This window comes from Rhizobacter koreensis, assembly GCF_013366375.1.
Lineage (GTDB): Bacteria > Pseudomonadota > Gammaproteobacteria > Burkholderiales > Burkholderiaceae_C > Schlegelella_A > Schlegelella_A koreensis.
Genome location: NZ_JABWMJ010000011.1, coordinates 144,322 through 165,448 on the forward strand (window position 1 = coordinate 144,322; position 21,127 = coordinate 165,448).

19 protein-coding genes are annotated in these 21,127 nt (G+C 69.5%); 12 read left to right on the forward strand and 7 right to left on the reverse strand.

From position 1 onward, the window contains the following. Window positions 1–117: 117 nt before the first annotated feature. A complete protein-coding gene (locus HQN59_RS20820; protein WP_176071045.1) occupies window positions 118–2,640 on the forward strand; it encodes a DUF6600 domain-containing protein in 2,523 nt (840 codons plus the stop codon). Between the two features lie 13 nt (window positions 2,641–2,653). Here HQN59_RS20820 and HQN59_RS20825 read toward each other — a convergent pair whose 3' ends face one another. Further along, window positions 2,654–3,349, reverse strand: coding sequence for an arylesterase (locus tag HQN59_RS20825; RefSeq protein WP_176071046.1), 696 nt, complete (start codon window positions 3,347–3,349; stop codon window positions 2,654–2,656). Here HQN59_RS20825 and HQN59_RS20830 point away from each other — a divergent pair. Next, window positions 3,348–4,034 (forward strand): ABC transporter ATP-binding protein, encoded by a 687-nt coding sequence (locus HQN59_RS20830; RefSeq protein ID WP_176071047.1) that lies wholly within the window; start codon window positions 3,348–3,350, stop codon window positions 4,032–4,034. The genes HQN59_RS20825 and HQN59_RS20830 overlap by 2 nt on opposite strands. Window positions 4,035–4,134: 100 nt before the next feature. On the opposite strand, the gene HQN59_RS20835 is transcribed toward HQN59_RS20830, so the two are convergent. From HQN59_RS20835 to HQN59_RS20845, 3 genes are all read right to left on the reverse strand, one after another. Next, on the reverse strand, window positions 4,135–4,956 hold the full coding sequence (locus HQN59_RS20835; RefSeq protein ID WP_176071048.1) for a peptidylprolyl isomerase: 822 nt from the start codon (window positions 4,954–4,956) through the stop codon (window positions 4,135–4,137). Between the two features lie 75 nt (window positions 4,957–5,031). Next, window positions 5,032–5,325 carry a BolA family protein gene (locus tag HQN59_RS20840; protein WP_176071049.1) on the reverse strand — a complete coding sequence of 98 codons (294 nt, stop codon included), beginning with the start codon at window positions 5,323–5,325 and terminating at the stop codon, window positions 5,032–5,034. Beyond that, window positions 5,322–5,996 carry a septation protein A gene (locus HQN59_RS20845; protein WP_176071050.1) on the reverse strand — a complete coding sequence of 225 codons (675 nt, stop codon included), beginning with the start codon at window positions 5,994–5,996 and terminating at the stop codon, window positions 5,322–5,324. Before HQN59_RS20845 ends, HQN59_RS20840 begins: the two co-directional genes overlap by 4 nt. Window positions 5,997–6,363: 367 nt before the next feature. On the opposite strand from HQN59_RS20845, the gene HQN59_RS20850 reads away from it, so the two are divergent. The 5 genes from HQN59_RS20850 (at window position 6,364) to HQN59_RS20870 (ending at window position 11,563) form a co-directional block, all read left to right on the forward strand. Continuing rightward, window positions 6,364–7,650: a branched-chain amino acid ABC transporter substrate-binding protein gene (locus tag HQN59_RS20850; RefSeq protein ID WP_176071051.1), complete on the forward strand. Its 1,287-nt coding sequence runs from the start codon at window positions 6,364–6,366 to the stop codon at window positions 7,648–7,650. 94 nt (window positions 7,651–7,744) lie between these two features. Next, window positions 7,745–8,779: a branched-chain amino acid ABC transporter permease gene (locus HQN59_RS20855; protein ID WP_176071052.1), complete on the forward strand. Its 1,035-nt coding sequence runs from the start codon at window positions 7,745–7,747 to the stop codon at window positions 8,777–8,779. After that, the gene (locus HQN59_RS20860) at window positions 8,776–10,083 is read left to right on the forward strand and encodes a branched-chain amino acid ABC transporter permease (RefSeq protein WP_176071053.1); all 1,308 of its coding nucleotides are present in this window, start codon (window positions 8,776–8,778) and stop codon (window positions 10,081–10,083) included. Before HQN59_RS20855 ends, HQN59_RS20860 begins: the two co-directional genes overlap by 4 nt. After that, entirely contained in the window at window positions 10,080–10,859 is a 780-nt protein-coding gene (locus tag HQN59_RS20865; RefSeq protein WP_176071054.1) for an ABC transporter ATP-binding protein, read from the forward strand. The genes HQN59_RS20860 and HQN59_RS20865 overlap by 4 nt, the downstream gene beginning before the upstream one ends. An 8-nt stretch (window positions 10,860–10,867) precedes the next feature. After that, entirely contained in the window at window positions 10,868–11,563 is a 696-nt protein-coding gene (locus HQN59_RS20870; RefSeq protein ID WP_176071055.1) for an ABC transporter ATP-binding protein, read from the forward strand. Between the two features lie 38 nt (window positions 11,564–11,601). On the opposite strand, the gene HQN59_RS20875 is transcribed toward HQN59_RS20870, so the two are convergent. The 3 genes from HQN59_RS20875 to HQN59_RS20885 are packed head-to-tail and all read right to left on the reverse strand — an operon-like array spanning window position 11,602 to window position 14,185. Next, the gene (locus HQN59_RS20875) at window positions 11,602–11,718 is read right to left on the reverse strand and encodes a DUF2474 domain-containing protein (protein WP_342451264.1); all 117 of its coding nucleotides are present in this window, start codon (window positions 11,716–11,718) and stop codon (window positions 11,602–11,604) included. A gap of 32 nt (window positions 11,719–11,750) precedes the next feature. Continuing rightward, window positions 11,751–12,755: a cytochrome d ubiquinol oxidase subunit II gene (gene cydB / locus HQN59_RS20880; protein ID WP_176071057.1), complete on the reverse strand. Its 1,005-nt coding sequence runs from the start codon at window positions 12,753–12,755 to the stop codon at window positions 11,751–11,753. A gap of 11 nt (window positions 12,756–12,766) precedes the next feature. Beyond that, window positions 12,767–14,185: a cytochrome ubiquinol oxidase subunit I gene (locus HQN59_RS20885; protein ID WP_176071058.1), complete on the reverse strand. Its 1,419-nt coding sequence runs from the start codon at window positions 14,183–14,185 to the stop codon at window positions 12,767–12,769. A 237-nt stretch (window positions 14,186–14,422) separates the two neighbouring features. On the opposite strand from HQN59_RS20885, the gene HQN59_RS20890 reads away from it, so the two are divergent. The 5 genes from HQN59_RS20890 to HQN59_RS20910 all read left to right on the forward strand — a co-directional run bounded on the left by HQN59_RS20890 (window position 14,423) and on the right by HQN59_RS20910 (window position 21,123). Beyond that, window positions 14,423–15,553, forward strand: coding sequence for an ATP-dependent DNA ligase (locus HQN59_RS20890; protein ID WP_176071059.1), 1,131 nt, complete (start codon window positions 14,423–14,425; stop codon window positions 15,551–15,553). A gap of 165 nt (window positions 15,554–15,718) precedes the next feature. After that, window positions 15,719–17,812 (forward strand): 3-hydroxyacyl-CoA dehydrogenase NAD-binding domain-containing protein, encoded by a 2,094-nt coding sequence (locus HQN59_RS20895; protein WP_176071060.1) that lies wholly within the window; start codon window positions 15,719–15,721, stop codon window positions 17,810–17,812. Between the two features lie 17 nt (window positions 17,813–17,829). Next, window positions 17,830–19,332: a M20 family peptidase gene (locus HQN59_RS20900; RefSeq protein ID WP_176071061.1), complete on the forward strand. Its 1,503-nt coding sequence runs from the start codon at window positions 17,830–17,832 to the stop codon at window positions 19,330–19,332. Further along, a complete protein-coding gene (locus HQN59_RS20905) occupies window positions 19,329–19,931 on the forward strand; it encodes an HD domain-containing protein (RefSeq protein ID WP_176071062.1) in 603 nt (200 codons plus the stop codon). The genes HQN59_RS20900 and HQN59_RS20905 overlap by 4 nt, the downstream gene beginning before the upstream one ends. 16 nt (window positions 19,932–19,947) lie before the next feature. Beyond that, window positions 19,948–21,123 carry an acetyl-CoA C-acyltransferase gene (locus HQN59_RS20910; RefSeq protein WP_176071063.1) on the forward strand — a complete coding sequence of 392 codons (1,176 nt, stop codon included), beginning with the start codon at window positions 19,948–19,950 and terminating at the stop codon, window positions 21,121–21,123. The last annotated feature ends 4 nt before the right edge of the window (window positions 21,124–21,127 follow it).

The window sequence follows — 21,127 nt, forward strand, 5'->3', positions numbered from 1 at the left end:
AGCCGCCGCTGCCCTCTGCTTGCGCGACGATGCGCCATCGGTGCGGGGGTCGTGCGGCCCGCGCAGGCGCGAGGCGCGCGGCTTGCCCGTGATCCGCACCCCCAGAGGACACGCTCCATGCCGTTCGCTCGATTTCGCCCTGCTTACCACTTGCATGCGCTGCTCGGCGCGGCGTTCGCGCTGCTGATTGCGCTCGCGATCGCGCCGGCGTGGGCGCAAGGTGCCGACGCCGACCCGCCCGAGCGCGCCGCGCGCATCGTCGAGACCGCCGGGCAGGTATGGATCGCGAGCGGCGACGCGGGCGAGTGGATCAGCGCGGTTCGCAACCGTCCGCTCACCGGAGGCGACCGCATCGCCAGCGAGGCCGGTGCGCGCATCGAGCTCAGCCTCGGATCGACCGTGCTGCGCCTCGATGCGTCGAGCGAGCTCGAGATCGTCGAGCTCGACGACAGCCGCTTCGTGGTCGAGCTGCACGACGGCTCGCTGGCGGTGCGCCTGACGCAGCCCGAAGCGCTGCGCGAGTTCGAGGTGCTGACCGCCGAAGGGCGCTTTCGCGCGCAGCGTGCCGGCCGCTACCGCATCGACCGCGACGACGGGTCGAGCTGGCTCACCGCCTACGCGGGCGAGGCGCTGTTCGAGCGCGACCGCACCGCGCTCGTGGTGCATCAGGGCCAGCGCGCCGAGTTCTGGCTCGACGCCGCGGGGGCGGCGCAGTACAGCCTGGGCGAGCCGCAGCGCGACGCGTTCTGGTCCTGGAGCGAGGAACGCGACCGCGGACTCGACCGCATCGCGGCGATGCCGTACGTGCCGCCCGAGATGACGGGCGTCGAGGACCTCGACCGCTACGGCAACTGGGAGCAGAACGCCGAGTACGGACCGTTGTGGATCCCCCGCGGCGTGCCGGCCGACTGGGCGCCGTACAGCACCGGCCACTGGGCGTGGATCGCGCCCTGGGGCTGGACCTGGGTCGACGATGCGCCGTGGGGCTTCGCGCCGTTCCACTACGGGCGCTGGGTCTACCACCGCAACACCTGGTGCTGGGCGCCCGGGCGCTACACGCGGCGGCCGGTGTTCGCGCCGGCGCTGGTGGCGTGGATCGGCGGCCGCCCGGGGCCGGGTCATGGGCGGCCGATCGGCTGGTTTCCGCTCGCGCCACGCGAGCCCTACGTGCCCGGCTACCGCGCGAGCCCGCGCTACCTGCGCGACATCAACGCCGGTCACTGGCGCGGCGGCAACATCGCCGACCTGACCGACGAGCGCCGGCGCGATCGACACGAGTTCTTCAACCGCCGCTTTCCGCATGCGGTGACGGTGGTGCCCGAGAGCGTGCTCGCCAACCGCGAGCCGGTGCGACCGAACGCGATCCGCTTTCGCGACTCGCCGTTCGCCCGCGAGATCGCCGCGCAGCCGCAGCACGTGCCCGTGCTGCTCGCGCCGCCGATCGGCGCGCCGGCGCGCCGTGCCGACGCCGACGTGCGGCGGCCGCCGGGTCTGGCACGGCTCGACGCCGACGCCCGTGGGCCGCGTTTTGGCGCCGAGCGGCGCGGCGACGGCCCCGGCGCCGATCGACGCGAGCGCGCAGGCTTCGCCGCCGGGCGTGGCGTCGACGACGTGCGCGAGCGCGGCCGCGTCGAGGGTCGCGGCGAGCCGGAGCGCGACGCGCGTTCGGACCGCGGCCGCGGCAGCCCCGACGGTGCGCGGTTGCGCGAAGGTCGCGAGCGCGGCGACTTCGGCGCGCGTTCGGGCGTTCCGGCGGCGAGCCCGGCCGAGTCGCCGGGCGGCTTCGGCGGGTCCACGCCAGGGGCGGCCCGCTCGACGCCGAGCTTCACGACGTCCACACCCGCCGGGGTGCCACCGACTGCAGGCTTCTCCACGTCGACCCGGCCGGCGCAACCCGGCGGCGTTGCGGGCGTTCCGGGCGGCGGCACGGCCCCGTCCGACGGCATCGCCGGATTGCCGGGCGAGCGAGGCGGCCGAGGGCGCTCGGGTGGGTTCGACACCAGGCCGGGCGCAGGGCGCGAGACGGGCCGCGACCGCCCGACCACGTCGACGAGTCCTCCGGCGGGCGCGCTGGGCGCGCCACCCGGCGTGATCGCACCGGCCGCTCCCGCCGTCGTGCCGGCGCCAGCTGCACCGGCGGTCGTGCCGCCGGTGCGCAACACCGAGCCGCGCAACTGGCGCGAGCGCGGCGGCGAGCGTTGGCGGGCGGGCGAGGGTGGCTCTTCCGGCGAGCCGGTGCGGGTCGGCCCGGCGGCCGGGAACGAGCCGCGCGAACGTCCGCGCTACGGCGAGGGTCCGCGCGGGGGCGATGGCCCGCGCGGGGGCGATGGCCCGCGCTGGAGCGGCCGCGCCCCGATGGCACCGCCTGCGCCGGTCACCGGTGCCGCACCGGCTGCGGTGCAGCCGATGGCGCCGGTGGCACCGATGCGTTCGCCTGCGCCGCCGGCGATCACCCCCGTCGCGCCGATGACGCCGCCGGTGCGCGAGGCGCCGCGTGCCATCGCGCCGATGCAGCCGGTCGCGCCGATCCAAGCACCGCGCGCCGGCATGCCGGACGGCCGGCCTGAGTTCGGTGCGCCCGGAGGTCCGGACCGCCGGGGCGGCTTCGAGCGGCGCGGCGGCGAGCGCCGAGAGCGCTAGGCCAGGTGAGCGCTCAGCGCGCCTGCAGCAGCGCGACGAGCGCCGGCCACACCGTGCCGAGAATCGTCGGCTGCGCTGCCGCGGTGGGGTGGATGCGATCCGGCTGGAACAGCCGCTCGGCATCGGCGACGTCGGCGACGCCTTTCAGAAGAAACGGCACCAGCGCCGCCTTCTCCTCGCGCGCGACCTGCTCGAAGAGGCCGGCGAAGCGCTCGCCGTACTGACGCCCGTAGTTGGGGGGGATCTGCAGGCCGAGGATCAGCACCTTGGCGCCGGCGGCACGCGACCGCTGGGCCATGAACTGCAGGTTGGCGCGGGTGGTGTCGAGCGGCAGGCCGCGCAGCGCGTCGTTGCCGCCGAGCTCGAGCACGACGGCGTCGGGCCGATGCTGTTTCAGCAACGCCGGCAGCCTCGAACGCCCGCCGGCCGTCGTCTCGCCGCTGACGCTGGCGTTGACGACGCGTGCGTCCGCGAACGCCGGATCGTCCGCGAGGCGCTTCTCGAGCAGCGCGACCCACCCGCTGCCGCGCTTCAAGCCGTATTCGGCCGACAGGCTGTCGCCGACGATGAGGATGGTCCGCGTCTTGCCTGCTGCGCCGGCCAGCGCATCGAGCGGGCGCCCCGCCCAGAGCGCCGCGAGCAGCGCGGTACAGTGCGCGGCCCAACGCCGGCGGCCCGCGTTCACCTGCACCCGTTCATCGATTTCCATGTCCGAACCCATCATCGCCGTCGAGCAGTTGACCAAGCAGGTGCAGGACTCGACCGGCACCCTGACCATTCTCCATGCAATCGATTTCCGTCTGGAACCGCGGGAATCGGTGGCGATCGTCGGCGCGTCGGGCTCCGGCAAGAGCACGCTGCTGTCGATCATGGCCGGGCTCGACACGCCGACGTCGGGCACCGTGCGGCTCGCCGGCACCGATCTCTTCAGCCTCGACGAGGACGCGCGCGCCGCGCTGCGCGCCGAGCGCGTCGGCTTCGTGTTCCAGAGCTTCCAGCTGCTGGCCAACCTGAACGCGCTCGAGAACGTGATGCTGCCGCTCGAGCTGCGCGGCGTGCCCGACGCGCGGGCGCGCGCCGCCGACATGCTGGGGCGCGTGGGTCTTGGCGAGCGCCTGCGCCACTACCCGCGCGTGCTCTCGGGCGGCGAACAGCAGCGCGTCGCGCTGGCGCGCGCCTTCGTCGTCGCGCCGGCGGTGCTGTTCGCCGACGAGCCCACCGGCAGTCTCGACTTCGCGACCGGCGCGACGGTGATGGAGCTGATGTTCGAGCTGAACCGCGAGGCCGGAACCACGCTGGTGCTCGTCACGCACGACCGCTCCATCGCCGAGCGCTGCGACCGCCAGCTGCGCATCGAGGCAGGGCGCATCGACGTCGGGCTCGCGACCGCCTGAAGCCGACGCCGGCGCCAATGGAAAAACGGCACGGGGCGAGTGCGCCGCGTGCCGTTCTGGCGGGGCGAAGCGGCCTCGACCGCCTGCCGTCAGTACGCGATCAGTTCGCGAACTTGTAGTCGGTCTTGGTCTTGGCGCGGATGTCCTTGCGGAAGGCGTCGGCCTTCTGCGCGAACAGGCGCTGCTGGATCTGCTCCTTCACCTCGGCCAGGGCGGGGAACTGCGCCGGGCGCGTGTCCTCGAGCTTGATGATGTGATAGCCGAACTGCGTCTTCACCGGGGTCTCGGTGATTGCGCCCTTCTGCAGCGCGGTCATCGCCTGCGAGAACTCGGGCACGTAGGTGCCAGCCGCCGCGAAGTCGAGGTCACCGCCGTTCTCGGCGCTGCCCGGGTCCTTGGAGTTCGCCTTGGCGAGGTCCTCGAACTTGGCACCGCCCTTGAGCTGGGCAATCAGCGCCTTGGCGTCTTCTTCCTTCTCGACGAGGATGTGGCGGGCGCGGTACTCGGTGCCGCCGGCCTGCGCCTTGTAGCGGTCGTACTCGGCCTGGATCTCGGCATCGCTGATCGGGTTCTTCTTCTGCACGTCGGTGACGAGCAGGCCGATCAGGATGTTCTGACGCGAGAGCTCCATCTGCGTCTTGTACTCGGGCGTGGCGGCGAGGCCGCGGCGCTCGGCTTCCTGCGCGAACATCTCGCTTTCGACCACCTGGTCGCGCACGCGCTGCTCGAGATCGGGCGGGACCGGCTGGCCGCGCTGCGACATCTGCCGCGTCACCTGCGCCATCAGCGCGTCGACGCGGGCCTTGGATACCGGCTTGCCGTTGACGATCGCGACGTTCTGCGCGTTCGCCGTTGCAGGCAGCCAGGCCGCCGACGTGACGAGCGCGAGCGATGCGCACGTGGCGAGGAGTGTCTTCTTCATGGTGGAACGGAGCCTTTCAGGCATTTCGAATGAAGACGGAGCGGCGACGCGGTTGCGCGAGGGGCTGCGCGGCGGTCAAGCTTCTCCGGGGGCTCGGGCGTCGATCGCGAGGGCGTGGATCCCGCGCTGCATCGATGAGCGGAGTGCATCATATACGAGGCGATGGCGCGCCACTCGTGACATCCCCGCAAAGCGCGCACTGACGATATGGACCGTGTAGTGGCGCCCTTCACGGGCCCCGGCATGGCCGGCATGCAGGTGACTGTCGTCGTCGATCCGGATGCTCTCCGGCTGCAGGGCGGCGGTGAGTTCGGCCTCGATGGCAGCGGCCGACACCCAGCCGGCGCGTGGATCGATCGCTTCGCTCATGGCCGTTCCGCAGGAGCGTCGGCATGGGCGAGCGCGGCGCCGCCGGCGGAGTCGTTCTCGTCCGGCACGTGTCGCGAGACCCAAAGGCCCTGCGCGAGCACGAACAGGAACATCAGGCCGGTGATGCCGAACACCTTGAAGGTGGCCCAGGTCGAGGTCGAGAAGTTGTAGGCCACGTAGAGGTTGAGCACGCCGATCGCGACGAAGAACGCGATCCAGACCCAGTTGAGGCGTTGCCACACCGGCTGCGGCAGCTCGAGCTGGCCGCCGAGCGCGGCCCGCAGCAGGTTCTTGCCGAACAGCGACTGGCTGATCCAGAGCGCCGCGCCCATCACCCAATAGAGGACGCTTGGTTTCCACATGATGAACGTGGGGTTGTGGAACCAGACCGTGGCGCCGCCGAGAACGACCACCAGCACCAGGGTCGCCCAGAGCATGCCGCCGACGGCCTTGCGGCGTGCGACGCGCCAGAGCACCTGCAGCAGGGTCACCATCACGACCACCAGCGTCGCCAGCAGCACCGGTGCTTCGGTGGGGCCCACCACGCCACCCGATACCAGGAAGCCCAGGTGCTCGGTCGCCAGCCGCGCCGCTTCGTCGGCGTGCGATTCGGCGATCTTGAAGGCGCCGAAGAACAGGATCAGCGGCAGGAAATCGAAGAACAGTTTCATCGGTGACGAGTGAAGCGACGGGGCCGCGCTGCCGCTCGAAGCACGACCGGGCGTCGCCCGGCCGTGCGCCGACGCGCACGGAGCCGTGAGTATCCGGGCAATGCCGGCTGACCTTGCGGCGTGGGTGTTTCCGCTCGTCGGCTCCGAGCGTGACGCCGCGCACGAGCCGTGCGCGTTCGGCGCGGGGCTGCCGCCGTCGCCCGTGTCCGGCCTCGCTGCTGCGACGCCGCCGCGTCGGCAGGCGCAAGCGAGGCACTTGGCACACGCGGACGGCCGCACAAACCCGACTAGGGGGTAGTCCCTGTAACCGGTGCCGCATCGATCCAGTTAAGTTTCGCCCGACTCGTTTTTTCCCCCAGGAGCCGACATGAAGTTCACCCGTTCGCCGCTCGCGGCATCGTTGATGGCGATCGCGCTCGGCGTCGCGTTCGTCGCGCCGACCACGGCGAGTGCGCAGGCGCGCCCTGCGGCCGGCAAGGCGCTGCAAGGACAGGTCGTGAAGATGGCCTGGATCGACCCGCTGTCGGGCCTGATGGGTCCGGTCGGCAACAACCAGCTCAAGAGCTGGCAGTTCATGGTCGAGAAGTTCAACGCCAACAACCCCGCGGGCGTGAAGTTCGAGGTCGTCGGCATGGACAACAAGCTCTCGCCGACCGAGAGCCTGAACGCGCTCAAGTCGGCGATCGACCAGGGCATCCGCTACGTGATCCAGGGCAACGGGTCGTCGGTCGCGCTGGCCCTCGTCGACGCGATCAACAAGCACAACGAACGCAACCCCGGCAAGGAGGTGATCTACCTCAACGAGGCCGCGGTCGACCCCGACCTCACCAACAGCAAGTGCAGCTTCTGGCACTTCCGCTTCGACGCCGACACGACGATGAAGCTCGAGGCGATGACCTCGTTCATGAAGGACCAGCAGGACATCAAGAAGGTCTATCTGCTGAACCAGAACTACTCGCACGGCCAGCAGGTCGCCAAGTACACGAAGGAGTACCTGAAGCGCAAGCGCCCGGACATCGAGATCGTCGGCGAAGACCTGCACCCGCTCGCCCAGGTGCGCGACTTCGCGCCCTACATCGCCAAGATCAAGGCGTCGGGCGCCGATTCCGTGGTCACCGGGAACTGGGGCTCGGACCTCTCGCTGCTGGTCAAGGCGGCGGTCGAGAGCGGCTACAACGGCAAGTTCTTCACCTACTACACCGGCGTCACCGGCACGCCGTCGGCGCTCGGCACCAACGGCGCCGGCAAGGTGTACCAGGTGAGCTACGCGCACCCGAACATGCAGGGTCAATGGGCCGCCTGGACGAAGGAGTTCAAGCAGAAGTACAACGACGACTTCTACACCGGCTCGATCATCCGCATCCTCGAGGGTCTGACCAACGCGATGGCGCAGACGCAGTCGACCGATCCGGTGAAGGTCGCGACCGCGATGTCGGGCATGAAGTACAAGAGCTCGTTCGGCGGCGACGTCGAGATCCGCAAGACCGACCACCAGCTCCAGCAGCCGCTCTACATGATGGTCTGGCAGAAGGCGGATGCTAAGTACCCGTACAGCCCCGAGAACACCGGCATGACGCTGGCACCGGTGGCCGAGTACCCGAACTACGTGTCGAGCACGCCGACCAGCTGCCAGATGAAGCGACCGGGCGCCTGATCCCGTCCGCTTTGGAGCAAGGGCCCGTCAGCGGGCCCTTGCTTTGTGGGGCGAGCGCTGAGAGCATCCCGCCCGAACCACCGACCGCACCCGCATGGAGTTTTTCACCATTTCGATGCTCAACGGCCTGAGCTACGGGCTGTTGCTGTTCATGCTGAGTTCGGGGCTGACGCTGATCTTCAGCATGATGGGCGTGCTGAACTTCGCGCACGCCAGCTTCTACATGCTCGGCGCCTACCTCGCGTACTCGATCGCGAGGTTCACGGGCTTCTGGCCCGGCCTGGTGCTGGCCCCGATCGTCGTCGGCGTGCTGGGGGCGCTGTTCGAGCGCCACTTCCTTCGCCGCGTCCACAAGTACGGGCACGTCCCCGAGCTCCTGATCACGTTCGGCCTCTCGTTCGTGCTGGTCGAGGTGGTGCTGCTGATCTGGGGTCGCACCGCGGTCGAGTTCCCGCCACCTGAGGTGCTGCGCGGGCCGGCGTTCACCATCGTCAACTCGTCGATCGACGGCCTGCGGGTGGTGTGGGGCAAGGCCCCGGCCGAGATGTGCGCGGCGGCCGGCGCAGCCGTGCGCGTGGTCTGCTCGCCGTTTCCCGCGACGCGCGGCTTCATGATGCTGGTCGCGCTCTGCATGTTGCTCGCGCTCTGGCTGCTTCTCACGCGCACCCGCATCGGCCTCGTGATCCAGAGCGCGCTCACCCACCCCGAGATGGTCGAGGCGCTCGGGCACAACGTGCCCAAGGTCTTCATGCTGGTGTTCGGTGCCGGCTGCGCGCTCGCCGGCCTCGCCGGCGTGATCGGCGGCAGCACCTTCGTCACCGAGCCCGCAATGGCGGCGACGGTCGGGTCGGTGATCTTCGTCGTGGTCGTGGTCGGCGGCATGGGCTCGCTCGCCGGCGCCTTCGTCGCGTCACTGCTGATCGGGATCGTGCAGACCTTCGCGGTCGCGCTCGACTACTCGGTCGGCGGCCTGCTCGGTACGCTCGGCGTTCGGCTCTCGGGTGCCGCTGCCGACTACTCGCTGCTCAAGCTCACGATCTCGCAGATCGCGCCGATCCTGCCGTACCTGCTGCTGGTGCTGATCCTGATCTTCCGGCCCAAGGGCCTGCTCGGAACCCGCGAAGGATGAGCGTGACGTCGACCCTCGCCGCGGCCCCGCCGCGTCGCTCGTTCAACACCGGCCGGCTCATCGTCTGGGGCGGCTTCGCACTGCTGCTGGTGGTCGCGCCGCTGCTCTTCTCGAGCGACTTCTCGATCACGCTGCTCGCGCAGATCGGCATCGCGATCGTCGCCTGCCTCTCGTACAACATGCTGCTGGGGCAGGGCGGCATGCTGAGCTTCGGACACGCCGTCTACACGGGCCTGGCGACCTTCGTCGCCATTCATGCGCTGCGTGCCGCCGGCGACGGTTCGTTCGCGGTACCGGTGAGCCTCATCCCGCTGGTCGGTGGCCTCGCGGGCATGTTCTTCGCCATCATCCTCGGCTACGTCACGACCAAGAAGGCGGGCACGCCGTTCGCGATGATCACGCTCGGCATCGGCGAACTGGTGTTCGCGATGGCGCTGATGGTTCCGGAGTTCTTCGGCGGCGAAGGCGGCGTCAACGCGAACCGGGTGGTCGGCAAGCCCGTGTTCGGCATCACCTTCGGGCCGCCGATCCAGGTCTACTACCTGCTCGCCTTCTATACCTTCGTCAGCACCGCCGCGATGTTCGCGTTCACGCGCACGCCTCTCGGCCGCATGCTGAACGCGGTGCGCGACAACCCCGAGCGCGTCGAGTTCGTCGGTTACAACACCCAGCGCGTGCGCTACTTCTCGTTCGTGATCGCCGGCTTCTTCGCCGGTATCGCCGGCGGCATGTACGCGCTCAATTTCGAGATCGCGACCGCCGAGGTGGTCGGCGCCGCGCGCTCGGGGCTCTACCTGCTGTTCACGTTCCTCGGCGGCGCGATCTTCTTCTTCGGGCCCATCATCGGCGCGGTCCTGATGGTGCTGTCGTTCACGCTGTTCTCGGGCCTCAGCGAGGGCTGGCTGCTCTACCTCGGGCTGGTCTTCCTCTTCATGGTGATGTACGCGCCGGGTGGCATCGCCAGCCTGATCATGCTGAATCTGCGCGTGGCGATGCACCGCAAGCTCGGCCGCCTGGTGCCCTGGTACATCGCGCTCGCGCTCGCCGCGTTGGTGATGCTGGTCGGTGCCGCCGCGCTCATCGAGTTCTTCTACCACCTCAAGCTCGGCGCCGGCCTCGACCCGACGCTGCGCTTCGCCGGGCTTACGCTCGACACGCATTCGGTTGCGCCGTGGATCGGCGCGAGCGTGGTGGCGCTGGTCGGCTTCGCCATCTTCCACGTGACCCGGCGCCGTTTCGTGCGCGTCTGGGGCGACGTGCAGAGCGAGATCGAGGCGGAGACCGCCGCGAAGGCTGCCCGATGACCGACGGGCGCTACGCACTCGAGCTGGTCGACGTCCGCAAGTCGTTCGGCAACACCGAGATCATCCGCGGCGCGAGCCTTGCGGTCGCGCCCGGCGAGCGGGTCGGCATCATCGGCCCGAACGGCGCCGGCAAGTCGACGCTGTTCAACCTGATCAGCGGCCGCTTCGCGCCGACGTCAGGGGCGATCGTCCTCAACGGCAAGCCGATCGGGGGCCTGCCGCCGTACCAGATCAACCGGCTCGGACTCTCGCGCAGCTTCCAGATTTCGAACTTGTTCGGGCGCCTCTCGGTGTTCGAGAACCTGCGCTGCGGCGTGCTGTGGTCGCTGGGCTACAGGTACGCGTTCTGGAAGTTCCTCGCCGACCTGCGCGACGCCAACGAGCGTGCCGAGCAGCTGATGCACATGATCAAGCTCGACCGCAAGCGCGAGACGCTCGCGATGAACCTCACCTACGCCGAGCAGCGCGCGCTCGAGATCGGCATCACCATTGCCGGCGGCGCCGACGTGGTGCTGCTCGACGAGCCGACCGCCGGCATGAGCAAGAGCGAGACGACGCGTTTCGTCGAGCTGATCCGCGAGGTGACGGTCGGCAAGACGCTGCTCACGGTCGAGCACGACATGGGCGTGGTGTTCGGCCTCGCCGACAAGATCGCAGTGCTGGTCTACGGCGAGGTCATCGCCTTCGACGTGCCGTCGGCGGTGCGCGGCAACGCGAAGGTCCGCGAGGCCTACCTCGGCTCCGCGCTCGCCGACGCCCAGGTGGCGGGGCACTGAGGACCACCATGCTCGAGATCAGCGGTCTGCACGCCTACTACGGCAAGAGCCACATCCTGCACGGCGTCGACCTCGGTGTCGGCGAGGGCGAGATCGTGAGCCTGCTCGGGCGCAACGGTTCGGGTCGCTCGACGACGATCCGGACCATCATGGGCTTGGTGGACGGCGAGGGGTCGATCCGCTTTCGCGGCGACCAGATCCTCGGCAGAAAGCCGTTCGACATCGCCTATCGCGGCATCGGTTACGTGCCCGAGAACCGCGAGGTGTTCCCCAAGCTCACGGTGCACCAGAACCTGCTGCTCGGCGAGAAGCGCGGCCGCAAGACGCCGCGCTGGACCGCCGCCGACATGTACCGCATGTTCCCGCGCCTCGAGGAGCGCCAGCACACCGAGGCCGGCGTGCTGTCGGGCGGCGAGCAGCAGATGCTGACGCTCTGCCGCACGCTGATGGGCGACCCGGACCTCATCATGATCGACGAGCCGACCGAAGGGCTCGCGCCGAAGATCGTCGAGCTCGTCGCCGACTATCTCAAGGAACTGAAGAACCGCGGCGTCTCGGTGTTGCTGGTCGAGCAGAAGCTCACCATCGCGCTCGAGATCTCGGAGCGCTGCTACGTGATGGGACACGGCAGCATCGTCTTCGAAGGAACGCCGGCCGCACTGCGCGCCGACGAGCACGTGCGCAAGGAGTGGCTCGAGGTCTGAGCCCGCGCCCGGCAGGCGAGTTCGACCCTTCGCGAGCCTCAGCTCAGCAGCACCAGCCGCAGCAGCCAGCCGACGACGCCCAGGGCGAGCACGCTCGCGGCCCATATCGCGACCAGCCACAGCACGCGCACGCTCCAGCGCGGGGACGGCTCCACGGGCCTCGCGCTTCTCAAGGCTGCCGGCAGCTTCATGCGTGATAGCCGTCGGCCTCGACCTTGCCGCGGAACACCCAGTACGCCCAGCCGGTGTACGCCAGGATCATCGGCATGATGATCGCGGTGCCCACCAGCATGAAGAGCTGGCTCGAGCGATCAGTCGCGGCATCCCAGATCGTCACCGCGCCGGGGATCACGTACGGATAGACGCTGATCCCCAGGCCCACGAAGCAGAGCAGGAACACGAAGAGGGTCAGCAGGAACGGCGCGAGCTCGCGCCCGGCATGCAGGCTGCGCGCGAACCAGAAGCTCGCGACGCCCACGAGGATCGGCACTGGCGCAACCCACAGGACGTTCGGAAAGCCCAGCCAGCGCTCGAAGTAGGCGCCCTCGAGGAACGGCGTCGCGAGGCTCACCACCCCGATCGCGAGCAGCGTTCCGGCGCCGAGCCACCATGCCTGGCGCACCGCGCGACGCTGCATCTCGCCGGTCGTCTTGAGGATCAGCCAGGTCGCGCCGAGCAGCGCGTACGCGATGACGACGCTGACGCCGGTGACCACCGAGAACGGCGTGAGCCAGTCCCACCAGCCGCCGGCGTACTCGCGGTTGCTGACCGCGACGCCCTGCAGGATCGCGCCGAGGACGATGCCTTGCGAGAGCGCGGCAACGAAGGAGCCGCCGGTGAACGCGGCGTCCCAGTACTTGCGATGCGCGGGGTCGCGCCAGCGCGCCTCGAACGCGACGCCGCGGAACACCAGCGCGAGCAGCATCGCGACGATCGGCGCATAGAGGGCGGACAGCAGCACGCCGTAGGCGAGCGGGAACGCCGCCAGCAGCCCGCCGCCGCCGAGCACCAGCCAGGTCTCGTTGCCGTCCCACACCGGCGCGATGCTGTTCATCGCGGCATCGCGGTCGGGCCCGACCTCGAAGGTCGGAAAGAGGATGCCGATGCCGAGGTCGAAGCCGTCCATGACGACGTACACGAACACCGCGAACACGATGATCACGGCCCAGACGATGGTGAGTTCGGGCGACATGTCCGCGGCTCCTATTCGGCAGCGCCGGTGTTCGCGCCGGCAGTGAGCGCGGCCGCCGGCGTGATGCCCGCGGTGCGCACCGGCGTACGCGGCGGCGCCGGCTCGTGCGGCTCGGGCGGCTTGCTCATCAGCTTGAGGATGTAGAGCACGCCGGCGCCGAACACCAGGAAGTAGATGACGACGAACGCGATCAGCGACGCCGCGACCGCCGGCGCGGCGAGCGGCGATGCCGATTCCGCGGTGCGCATGAGGCCGTAGACGGTCCACGGCTGGCGCCCGACCTCGGTCGTGATCCAGCCGGCGAGCACCGCCACCAGCCCCGACGGACCCATCACGAGCGCGAAGCGATGCAGGCCCCGCCACTCGAAGAGCTTGCCGCGCCAGCGTGCGAGGAGGCTCAGCACGCCGAGCCCTGCCATCAGGAAGCCGAGACCGACCATGACGCGGAACGACCAGAACACGATGCCCACCGGCGGCCGGTTCTCGGGCGGGATGGTGTCGAGGCCGGCGAGCGGCGCGTCGAGGTCGTGCTTGAGGATCAGCGACGACAGCTTCGGGATTTCGATTGCGTGGTCGACGCGCGACTCGGCGCTGTTCGGGATGCCGAACAGGATCAGCGGCGCACCCTCCGGGTGGCTATCGAAGTGGCCTTCCATCGCCATCACCTTGGCCGGCTGATGCTCGAGCGTGTTGAGCCCGTGCATGTCGCCGATGACGATCTGCAGCGGCGCGACGATCGCCGCCATCCACATCGCCATCGAGAACATCGTGCGGGCCTGCGGCGTCTCATGGTTGCGCAGCAGGTGCCAGGCGCCCACGCCGCCGACGATGAATGCGGTGGTCAGGTAAGCCGCCGACACCGTGTGCGCCAGGCGGTACGGAAAGCTCGGGTTGAAGATGATGTCGAGCCAGCTGCCGGCCGGAATGAACTGACCGACGGCGTTGGTGGCGAAGCCGGTCGGCGTCTGCATCCAGCTGTTGACCGAGAGGATCCAGAACGCCGAGACGAAGGTGCCGAACGCAACCATCAGCGTGGCGGTGAAGTGCAGGCCCTTGCCGACCCGGTTCATGCCGAACAGCATCACGCCCAGAAAGCCTGCCTCGAGGAAGAACGCGGTCAGCACCTCGTACGCCATCAGCGGCCCGATGATCGGCCCGGCGCGGTCGGAGAACACCGCCCAGTTGGTGCCGAACTGGTACGACATGACGATGCCCGAGACCACACCCATGGCGAAGATCAGCGCGAAGATCTTCACCCAGTACTTGAAGAGGTCCATGTAGACCCCCTTGCCGGTCCTGAGCCACAGCGCTTCGAGTACCGCGAGGTAACTCGCGAGCCCGATCGTGATCGCCGGGAAGAGGAAGTGGAAGCTCACCGTGAAGGCGAACTGGATGCGCGCGAGGACGAGCGCGTCGGGAAGGTCAGGCATCGTGCTTCCAGGTCCCTGCGGCCGAGCCGCGGCCCGCAGCTGCGAAGGCAGCTCCTGGGGCACCCGCAAGTGTGACCGGTCCGGGTTAACCCTGCACTCCTGTTGGCTGCGGACGCGCGGCACGACCATTGCCATGTGGGAGCGCACGAGGCGCGGCTGCGCGACGTGCCTGAACACCGATGCAGGCCTTGCTTGCCATCGACATCGACCCTCAAGCTGACCACGCCCGCTTCTTCCATGGCCGCAGCATCGAACGAGCATTCGGCCGAAGCGCGCGCAAGCTTCGCCCCCGTCGAGCCGATGCTCGCGAAGGTCGCCGACGAACTGCCCGCCGACGGCAACGTGCTGTTCGAGCCGAAGTGGGACGGTTTTCGCGCGATCGTGTTCCGGCCGGCGGACGGCGAGGTCTCGATCCAGAGCCGCGACCTGCGTCCGTTCGACCGCTACTTTCCGGAGCTGCGCGCGGCGCTCGCGAACGCCCTGCCGGCGGGCTGCGTGGTCGACGGCGAGATCGTCATCGTGACGTCGCACGGGCTCGACTTCGACGCCCTGCAGCAGCGCCTGCATCCGGCAGCGTCGCGCGTCGCCAAGCTCGCGGTCGCGACGCCGGCGTCGTTCGTCGTCTTCGACCTGCTTGTCGAGGGCGGCGCCTCCCTTTTCGAACGCACCCAGGCGGAGCGCCGGGCACGCCTCGAGCAGCTGCTCGAGAGCGCCGCGCCGCCGCTCTACCTGACGCCGGCCACGCGCGACCGCGCGGTCGCCGAGCGCTGGCTGCGCGACTTTGAAGGAGCCGGGCTCGACGGCGTGATCGCCAAGCCGCTCGATGCACCGTACCAGCCCGGCAAGCGCGCGATGCTGAAGATCAAGCACCAGCGCAGCGCCGACTGCGTGGTCGCGGGCCTGCGCTGGCACAAGAGCATGGCCGAGAGCGGCATCGAGACCGTCGGCTCGCTGCTGCTCGGGCTCTACGACGACGGCGGCCGGCTGCACCACGTCGGCGTGACCTCGTCGTTCACGATGGACGTGCGGCGCAGCCTCGCGGTCGAGCTCGCGCCGCTGCGCGACGACGCGCTCGAAGGTCATCCGTGGCGCGACTGGGCCGGCGCCGCGGGCGCCGAGGCCGATGGGCAACGCATGCCCGGCGCGACCAGCCGCTGGAGCGCCGGCAAGGACCTGGCGTGGGTGGCGTTGCGCCCGGAGCGCGTCTGCGAGGTGAAGTACGACCACCTGCAAGGAGACCGCTTCCGCCACGCGACGACGTTCCTGCGCTGGCGCCCCGACAAGCCGCCGGCGGCGTGCCGCTACGACCAGCTCGAGGTGGTTGCGCCGTACGAGCTGCGAGCGATCTTCGGCAGCGCCGCCGGCTGAGGCCGGGGCGGCGGCGCGCCGCCGTCGATCCGCGTTTTCCCCGTGCCGCCAGGCGGCGCGGTCATCGCGGATCGCCGGACGCCGACCCTAGAATCGAACGAACGTGCTATTTCGCGCGGCGCGACCGTCCGCCGCCGTCGAGTCACTCCAGCGAGGTCCCTTGTCATGAGCGCCAGCTACGAAACCCGCGGCCACGTCGCCGTCATCACGCTGAACAACCCGCCGGTCAACGGCCTCGGCTACGCGACGCGCAGCGAGATCTACGCCGGCCTGCAGCGTGCCGAAGCCGACGCCGCCATCAACGCGATCGTGATCACGGGCGCCGGCAAGGCGTTCTCGGGCGGCGCCGATATCCGCGAGTTCGGCTCGCCGAAGGCGATCGCCGAGCCCAATCTGCTGAGCCTGATCGCCGCGCTCGAGTCGTGCTCGAAGCCGGTCGTGGCGGCGATCCACTCGGTCTGCATGGGCGGCGGCCTCGAGCTCGCGCTCGGCTGCCACTACCGCGTCGCCGCGCCCGGCACGCAGGTGGCGCTGCCCGAAGTGAAGATCGGCCTCATCCCCGGCGCCGGCGGCACCCAGCGCCTGCCGCGCGTGCTCGGCGTCGAGACCGCGCTCAACATGATCGTCAGCGGCGAGCCGGTCAAGAGCGAGATGCTCGCGAAGTTGCCGGGCCAGAAGCTGATCGACCGCATCGTCGACGGCGACCTGCTCGACGGCGCGGTCGCGTTCGCGGGCGAGGTGGCGGGTGCGCGCCCGCTGCCGATCGTGCGCGAGCTGAAGGTGTCGCACCCCAACGCCGACGCGTTCTTCCAGTTCGCGCGCAACACGGTCGGCGCGATGGCCAAGAACTTTCCGGCGCCGCTCAAGTGCATCGAGGCCGTCGCGGCATCGCTGCGCATGAAGTTCGACGACGCGATGCGGCTCGAGCGCGAGATCTTCATGAGCCTCATGCTGACGCCGGAAAGCCGGGCGCTGCGTCACGCCTTCATGGCCGAGCGCGCAACCAGCAAGATCCCCGACGTGCCGCCTGATACGCCGACCCGCGAGGTCCGCAAGGTCGCGATCATCGGCGCCGGCACGATGGGCGGCGGCATCGCCATGAATTTCCTGAACGCCGGCATCCCGGTGGTCATGCTCGAGATGAAGCAGGAGGCGCTCGACAAGGGCGTCGGCGTGATGCGCAGGAATTACGAGGCGCAGGTCAAGAAGGGCAAGCTCAAGCAGGACAAGCTCGACGAGCGGATGGCGCTGCTCTCCACGACGCTGAGCTACGACGACCTCAAGGACGCCGACCTCGTGATCGAGGCGGTGTTCGAGGACATGGGCGTCAAGGAGCAAGTCTTCAAGACACTCGACGAGGTGATGAAGCCCGGCGCCATCCTCGCCAGCAACACGTCCACGCTCGACCTCAACAAGATCGCGTCGTTCACGAAGCGGCCGGAAGACGTGATCGGCATGCACTTCTTCAGCCCGGCCAACGTGATGAAGCTGCTCGAAGTCGTGCGCGGCGACAAGACCGGCAAGGACGTGCTCGCGACCGTGATGCAGCTCGCCAAGAAGATCAGGAAGACGGCCGTCGTCTCGGGCGTCTGCGACGGCTTCATCGGCAACCGCATGATCGAGCAGTACTCGCGCCAGGCCGGCTTCCTGCTCGAGGAGGGCGCGACCCCCGAGCAGGTCGACAAGGCGATGGAACGCTTCGGCATGGCGATGGGACCGTTCCGCATGGGCGACCTCGCCGGCAACGACGTCGGCTGGTACATCCGCAAGCGCCGCTACGTCGAAAAGCCCAACCTGCGCTACAGCAAGACGGCCGACCTGTTGTGCGAGATGGGCCGCTTCGGCCAGAAGACCGGGGCCGGCTGGTACGACTACGTGCCGGGCAAGCGCGACGCGATCCCGAGCCCGGTGGTCGTCGACATGATCGCGAAGCACCGCGCCGAGCTCGGCGTCACGCCGCGCAAGATCTCCGACGACGAGATCGTGCACCGGCTGGTCTGGGCGCTCGTCAACGAGGGCGCCAAGATCGTCGAGGAGGGCATCGCGCTGCGGGCCTCCGACATCGACGTCGTCTACCTCACCGGCTACGGCTTCCCGCTGCACCGCGGCGGCCCGATGAACTACGCCGATACGGTGGGCCTCTTCAACGTGGTCGCGGCGATGAAGCGTTTCGCCGCCAACCCGCACGACGATGCCGAGTTCTGGCAGCCGGCGCCGCTGCTTGCGTGCCTGGCCGCCGAAGGCAAGACGTTCAGCTGATCCGGCGCGGCACGGCGGTGCGCAAGTTCTTCTGGTGGCTCGGCGCCGCGCTGCTGGCGCTGCTGCTCGCGGTCGGCGTGCGCACGCTGACCATGAGCTCGCGTCAGCTCACCGTCCCGCCGGTCGCGCCGCTGGCCGTGGACGGCGCTGCGGCGGCGGCACGGCTCGCCGGTGCGGTTCGCCTGCAGACCATCTCGTCGCCGACCGACCCGACACTCAACGCCGCGGCGTTCGACGCGCTGCACCGGCACCTCGAGACGAGCTTTCCCAACGCGCACGCGGTGCTGCAGCGCGAAGCCGTCGGGCATGCGCTCGTCTACACCTGGCCGGGCAGCGTCGCCGGCGCGAAACCGATCGCGCTGATGGCGCACCAGGACGTGGTGCCGATCGCGCCGGGCACCGAGCGCGACTGGAAGGAGCCGCCGTTCGCGGGTGTCGTGAAGGACGGCTTCATCTGGGGCCGCGGCGCCTGGGACGACAAGGGCAACCTGATGGCCATCATGGAAGCCGTCGATGCGCTCGCGCGCGCGGGCTTCAAGCCGCCGCAGACCATCTACCTGGTGTTCGGTGCCGACGAGGAGGTCGGCGGCGCACGTGGCGCCCGCGCGATCGCGCAGATGTTCAAGCAGCGTGGGGTGCGCTTCCAGCTCGTGCTCGACGAGGGGCTGCTGATCACGCAGGGCGTGTTGCCGGGTCTCAAGGGGCCGGCGGCGATCGTCGGCGTGGCTGAGAAGGGCATGCTCACGCTGCAACTAACCGCGACGACCGCGCCAGGTCATTCGTCGATGCCGCCGCCCGGCGCCGGTCAGTCGGCGATCGGCATGCTCGCCGCCGCGCTGACGCGCATCGAAAACCAGCCGATGCCGCTCGCGATCCGCGGCCTCTCGCGCGAGACGTTCGAGACCCTCGCGCCCGAGATGGGCGGCCTGTCGCGCGTGTTCCTGTCGAACCTGTGGCTGTTCCGCCCGCTGGTCGAGATGCAGCTCGCCAAGGCCGCGAGCACCAATGCGAGCCTGCGCACGACGACGGCGCTGACCGTGTTCAATGCCGGCAACGTCGAGAACGTGCTGCCCGGCAAGGCCACGGCGCTGGTCAACTTCCGCGTCCTGCCGGGTGACCGCATCGACGACATCGTCGCGCACGTCACGCGTGCGATCGACAACCCGGCGATCCGCGTCGAGCGCTACAACGTCGCCGCCGAGGCGTCGAAGGTCTCGCCCACCGACGGACCGGCCTGGCGGCTCGTCAACACGACGCTGCGCCAGCTGCACCCCGACGTCGTGGTCGCGCCCGCCCTGATGGTCGCGGCGACCGATTCGCGCTGGTTCGACGACATCGCCGACGCGGTGTTCCGCTTCTCGCCGGTGCGTGCGACGCCCGAGGACCTCAAGCGCTTCCACGGCACCGACGAGCGCATCTCGGTGGCCAACTACGTCGAGCTGATCCAGTTCTTCCATCAGCTGATCACCAATACGCGAGACGGCGCCGCCCGCACGGCGCAACCCGGAGACACGCCATGAACGATCGCGCAAGCTTCACCCGCATGGAGGCGAGCACCGCTGCCGACTGGCAGAAGATCGGCGCCGAGTTCATGCCGTTCGCGCGCCAGCTGCCCGACCGCCTGATGGCGCACCTCAAGGTGCTCGAGGGCGACTACGGCGGCTTCCCGATCGACCGCTACACGCATTCGCTGCAGACCGCCACGCGTGCCCTGAAGGACGGCCGCGACGAGGAGTACGTGGTGACCGCGCTGTTCCACGACATCGGCGACACGCTCGGGACCTTCAACCACTTCGACATCGCCGCGGCGATCCTCAAGCCGTTCGTGAGCGACGCGAACCTCTGGATGGTGCAGAACCACGGCATCTTCCAGGGCTACTACTTCTTTCATCACATCGGCCTAGACCGCAACCTGCGCGACCGCTTCCAGGGCCACGAGCACTACGAGCGCACGGCCGAGTTCTGCGAGCTCTACGACAACCCGGCATTCGACGCGAACGCCGAGACCTTGCCGATGAGCGAGTTCGAGCCGATGGTGCGGCGCGTCTTCGCGCAACCCGAGAACAGCATCTACAAGGCCTCGACGGCAATGCCTGCCACCGAGGCGACCGCATCCTGATCGACCGGAGACCCCCATGACTGCTGCCGTGATCGTTTCGACCGCCCGCACGCCGCTCGCCAAGAGCTGGAAGGGCGCCTTCAACATGACCCACGGCGCGACGCTCGGCGGCCACGCCGTCAAGGCCGCGGTCGAGCGCGCCGGGATCGACGGCGCCGAAGTCGACGACGTGATCATGGGCTGCGCGACGCCCGAGGGCGCGACCGGCAGCAACATCGCGCGCCAAATCGCGCTGCGCGCCGGCCTTCCGATCACCACCAGCGGCGTCACCGTGAACCGCTTCTGCTCGAGCGGCCTGCAGACCATCGCGATGGCGGCGCAGCGGATCATCGCCGGCGAGTCCGACGTCATCGTCGCCGGGGGCGTCGAGAGCATCTCGTGCGTGCAGAACGAGGCCAACAAGCACATGCTCGCCGACCCGTGGCTCCTCGAGCACAAGCCGACGATCTACTGGAACATGCTGCAGACCGCCGAGCAGGTCGCCAAGCGCTACAAGATCGGCCGCGATCGGATGGACCAATACGGCGCCGCCAGCCAGCAGAAGGCGGCCGCCGCGCGCGATGCCGGACGCTTCGACGCCGAGATCGTGCCGATCACCGTGACCGCCGGCGTCGCCGACGCCGTGATGGGCCTGCGCTCGAAGGAAGTGACGGTGAGCGCCGACGAAGGCATCCGCCCCGGCACCACCTACGAGAGCATCAAGGACATCCGGCCGGCCATCCCGGGTGGCGTGATCTCGGCCGGCAACGCCAGCCAGTTCAGCGATGGCGCCGGCGCCTGCGTGGTGATGAGCGAGACGCTCGCCGAGCAGCGCGGCCTGAAGCCGCTCGGCCGCTTCCTCGGCTTCGCGGTCGCCGGCTGCGAGCCCGACGAGATGGGCATCGGCCCGGTGTTCGCGGTGCCCAAGGTGCTCAAGCGCCTGGGCCTCACGATGGACGACATCGATCTCTGGGAGCTCAACGAGGCGTTCGCGGTGCAGGTGCTGTACTGCGCCGACACGCTCGGCATTCCGATGGACCGCCTCAACGTCAACGGCGGCGCCATCGCGGTCGGTCACCCCTACGGCGTGAGCGGCCAGCGCCTGACCGGCCACGCGCTGATCGAGGGCAAGCGACGTGGCGCGAGGCGCGTGGTCGTCACGATGTGCATCGGCGGCGGCATGGGCGCGGCCGGCGTGTTCGAGGTGCTCTGAGCGC

Bases quoted from the DNA above. Each gene is read 5' to 3' on its own strand.
- HQN59_RS20850 (WP_176071051.1), top strand. From the start codon at position 6,364: ATGAAGTTCACCCGTTCGCCGCTCGCGGCATCGTTGATGGCGATCGCG.
- HQN59_RS20820 (WP_176071045.1), top strand. From the start codon at position 118: ATGCCGTTCGCTCGATTTCGCCCTGCTTACCACTTGCATGCGCTGCTC.
- HQN59_RS20835 (WP_176071048.1), bottom strand. From the start codon at position 4,956: ATGAAGAAGACACTCCTCGCCACGTGCGCATCGCTCGCGCTCGTCACG.
- HQN59_RS20855 (WP_176071052.1), top strand. From the start codon at position 7,745: ATGGAGTTTTTCACCATTTCGATGCTCAACGGCCTGAGCTACGGGCTG.
- HQN59_RS20905 (WP_176071062.1), top strand. From the start codon at position 19,329: ATGAACGATCGCGCAAGCTTCACCCGCATGGAGGCGAGCACCGCTGCC.
- HQN59_RS20845 (WP_176071050.1), bottom strand. From the start codon at position 5,996: ATGAAACTGTTCTTCGATTTCCTGCCGCTGATCCTGTTCTTCGGCGCC.
- HQN59_RS20860 (WP_176071053.1), top strand. From the start codon at position 8,776: ATGAGCGTGACGTCGACCCTCGCCGCGGCCCCGCCGCGTCGCTCGTTC.
- HQN59_RS20895 (WP_176071060.1), top strand. From the start codon at position 15,719: ATGAGCGCCAGCTACGAAACCCGCGGCCACGTCGCCGTCATCACGCTG.
- HQN59_RS20870 (WP_176071055.1), top strand. From the start codon at position 10,868: ATGCTCGAGATCAGCGGTCTGCACGCCTACTACGGCAAGAGCCACATC.
- HQN59_RS20865 (WP_176071054.1), top strand. From the start codon at position 10,080: ATGACCGACGGGCGCTACGCACTCGAGCTGGTCGACGTCCGCAAGTCG.
- HQN59_RS20840 (WP_176071049.1), bottom strand. From the start codon at position 5,325: ATGAGCGAAGCGATCGATCCACGCGCCGGCTGGGTGTCGGCCGCTGCC.
- HQN59_RS20825 (WP_176071046.1), bottom strand. From the start codon at position 3,349: ATGGAAATCGATGAACGGGTGCAGGTGAACGCGGGCCGCCGGCGTTGG.
- cydB (WP_176071057.1), bottom strand. From the start codon at position 12,755: ATGTCGCCCGAACTCACCATCGTCTGGGCCGTGATCATCGTGTTCGCG.
- HQN59_RS20885 (WP_176071058.1), bottom strand. From the start codon at position 14,185: ATGCCTGACCTTCCCGACGCGCTCGTCCTCGCGCGCATCCAGTTCGCC.
- HQN59_RS20830 (WP_176071047.1), top strand. From the start codon at position 3,348: ATGTCCGAACCCATCATCGCCGTCGAGCAGTTGACCAAGCAGGTGCAG.
- HQN59_RS20910 (WP_176071063.1), top strand. From the start codon at position 19,948: ATGACTGCTGCCGTGATCGTTTCGACCGCCCGCACGCCGCTCGCCAAG.
- HQN59_RS20890 (WP_176071059.1), top strand. From the start codon at position 14,423: ATGGCCGCAGCATCGAACGAGCATTCGGCCGAAGCGCGCGCAAGCTTC.